This is a genomic window from Pseudomonas machongensis (assembly GCF_034961125.1).
In the GTDB taxonomy this organism is placed as follows: domain Bacteria; phylum Pseudomonadota; class Gammaproteobacteria; order Pseudomonadales; family Pseudomonadaceae; genus Aquipseudomonas; species Aquipseudomonas machongensis.
This window is the reverse complement of record NZ_JAYFUI010000008.1, coordinates 1-2,707: the sequence shown is the minus strand read 5'-3', so window position 1 is coordinate 2,707 and position 2,707 is coordinate 1. Positions and strand designations below refer to the sequence as shown.

The 2,707-nt window shown below is 62.0% G+C and carries 2 protein-coding genes; one reads left to right on the top strand and one right to left on the bottom strand.

Annotated features, from left to right (window positions below):
- On the bottom strand, positions 1–1,543 hold a 1,543-nt coding region (leuA, locus tag VA602_RS00340; protein ID WP_323452150.1), incomplete at its 3' end, for a 2-isopropylmalate synthase.
- Positions 1,544–1,908: 365 nt separating this feature from the next.
- Between leuA and VA602_RS00335 the strand changes: the two genes are divergently transcribed.
- The coding region (locus tag VA602_RS00335; protein WP_323452149.1) for a YifB family Mg chelatase-like AAA ATPase at positions 1,909–2,707 on the top strand (799 nt) is incomplete at its 3' end.

Sequence of the window (2,707 nt, the reverse complement as noted above, 5' to 3'; positions counted from 1 at the left end):
AGGCGATCGCCTCGGCCTGGGCGCCATCACGTACCGCATGCTCATGGTAGTCGGCGATGTCGAAATTCAGGCCAAGTGCGGCAAAGGCGTTGACCAGCGCGGCGAGCGGCCCGTTGCCCTTCCCGGTCAATGGCAGGCGGCCACCGTCAACGAGCAGTTGAGCATTGACGTAGGTGCTTGCTTGGTCACTGGTGAGCATGGGCTGGGTCAGGGTGTAGGGCCTGCCCTGCTGCAGATAGGTTTCAGTGAAGCAGGACAGGATCATATCGCTGGTCACTTCCCGGCCTTCGGCATCGGCAACCCGCTGGACCACGCCGCTGAACTCCATTTGCAGACGCCGCGGCAGCACGATGCCCTGCTGCTCCAGCAGATACGCCACGCCTCCCTTGCCCGACTGGCTGTTGACCCGGATCACCGCCTCATAGCTGCGCCCCATGTCGGCAGGGTCGATCGGCAGGTAGGGGATTTCCCAATAACCGTGAGGGTTTGCGCGGCGGCGCGCAAAGCCTTTCTTGATCGCGTCCTGATGAGAGCCGGAGAACGCAGTGAACACCAACTCACCGGCATAGGGATGACGAGGATGGGTAGGTAACTGGTTGCAGTACTCGACCTCACGCTGAACGTGGGTGATGTCCGAGAAGTCCAGTTCAGGGCTGATGCCGCTGGTATACAGATTCATGGCCAAGGTCAGGATATCGACGTTGCCGGTGCGCTCGCCATTGCCGAACAGCGTCCCCTCGACCCGTTCGGCACCCGCCAGGCACGCCTGCTCGGCAGTTGACACCCCGGTGCCGCGGTCATTGTGTGGGTGCACGCTGATGATCACGCTGTCTCGCTGGCTCACATGCCTGCAGAACCATTCGATCTGGTCGGCGAACACGTTGGCCGTCGACACCTCGACGGTTGTGGGCAGATTGAGAATCATCTTGTTGGACGGCGTTGGCTGGAACTCGGCGATGACCGCGTCGCAGATTTCCAGGCCGAAGTCCAACTCGGTGAAGCAGAACGTTTCCGGCGAATACTGGTAGGTCCACTGGGTTTGCGGATTGGCCTGCATCAACGCCTTGATCTCACGGGTGGCCTGGGTAGCAATATCGATACAGCCAGCGCGGTCGACACCGAACACGACTTCGCGGAACACAGGGGCCGTGGCGTTGTAGACATGCACAATGGCCCGCGGCACGCCCTTGAGCGCCTCGAAGGTGCGTTCGATCAGGTGAGTACGCGCCTGAGTCATGACCTGGATGGTGACATCGTCAGGGATTGCGCCGCTTTCGATAAGCTCACGGACGTAATCGAAATCAGTCTGCGAAGCCGCCGGAAAACCTACCTCGATCTCCTTGAACCCGACCTTGACCAGCAGATCGAAGAAGCGGCGCTTGCGCTCGGCGTTCATCGGTTCTATCAGGGCTTGGTTGCCGTCGCGCATATCAACGCTGCACCAGACCGGTGCGGCTTTCTGTACCTGGCCAGGCCAGGTGCGGTCGGGCAGATCAACCACGTTGAAATGGCGGTATTTAGTGGAAGGGTTCTTCAACATCATGGTGGCGTTCTCCTTGGCCTGTAAGCGATCGTGCTGGCGCTGGGTGAGGTGAGCGTATATCTGATATTGGATCCAATTTATGCTGAAAGCGCTTAGTCTGGATTGCGTTCTATTTACCCAGAAACAGGGTTATGTTTTTTAAAATTGCTGAGAAATCAATTTTCTTAGTGAGTACTTGCCATATGACATAAAAAGTATCTTCACGCTGCTGCGCCACGGTGGGCCTGACGGACTGTGTCCACTCAACAAAAAAACGCCATGCCTTGGCAAAATCTCGTCGCACTCTTCACCCGCCACTGCCCACGCCCCTGGCTATCCTTGCCCCTGCCGCAGGACGCGGCATCCCCAGTGACCAAGGAGTGTCCATGTCTCTCGCCCTCGTCCACAGCCGCGCCCAGGTCGGGGTGCTGGCGCCCGCTGTCAGCGTCGAAACCCACTTGGCCAACGGTCTGCCCAACCTCACCCTGGTCGGCCTGCCCGAGGCCACGGTCAAGGAAAGCAAGGACCGGGTACGCAGTGCCATCGTCAATTCCGGCCTCGAATACCCGGCCCGACGCATCACCCAGAGTCTCGCCCCCGCCGACCTGCCCAAGGATGGCGGGCGCTACGACCTTGCCATCGCCTTGGGCATCCTCGCCGCCAACGGCCAGGTGCCGGTGGCGACCCTGGCCGATTTCGAATGCCTGGGCGAGTTGGCGCTATCCGGGGCATTGCGCCCAGTGCAGGGCGTGCTGCCAGCGGCGCTCGCAGCGCGGGAGGCCGGGCGGGCACTGGTGGTGCCGCGGGAGAATGCCGAGGAGGCGAGTTTGGCCAGTGGGCTGGTGGTGTATGCGGTCGGGCATCTGCAGGAGCTGGTGGCGCACCTCAATGGCCAGGCACCGCTGCCAGCCTATGCTGCCAATGGCTTGATGCTACGCGCGCGCCCCTATCCGGACCTGAGCGAAGTACAGGGGCAGATCGCGGCCAAGCGCGCCCTGCTGGTCGCGGCGGCGGGGGCGCACAACCTGCTGTTCACCGGGCCACCCGGCACCGGCAAGACCTTGCTTGCCAGCCGCCTGCCGGGCTTGCTGCCGCCGCTGGACGAGCACGAGGCGCTGGAGGTTGCGGCCATCCAGTCGGTCAGCGGCAAGGCACCGATCGACTGCTGGCCGCAGCGGCCGTTTC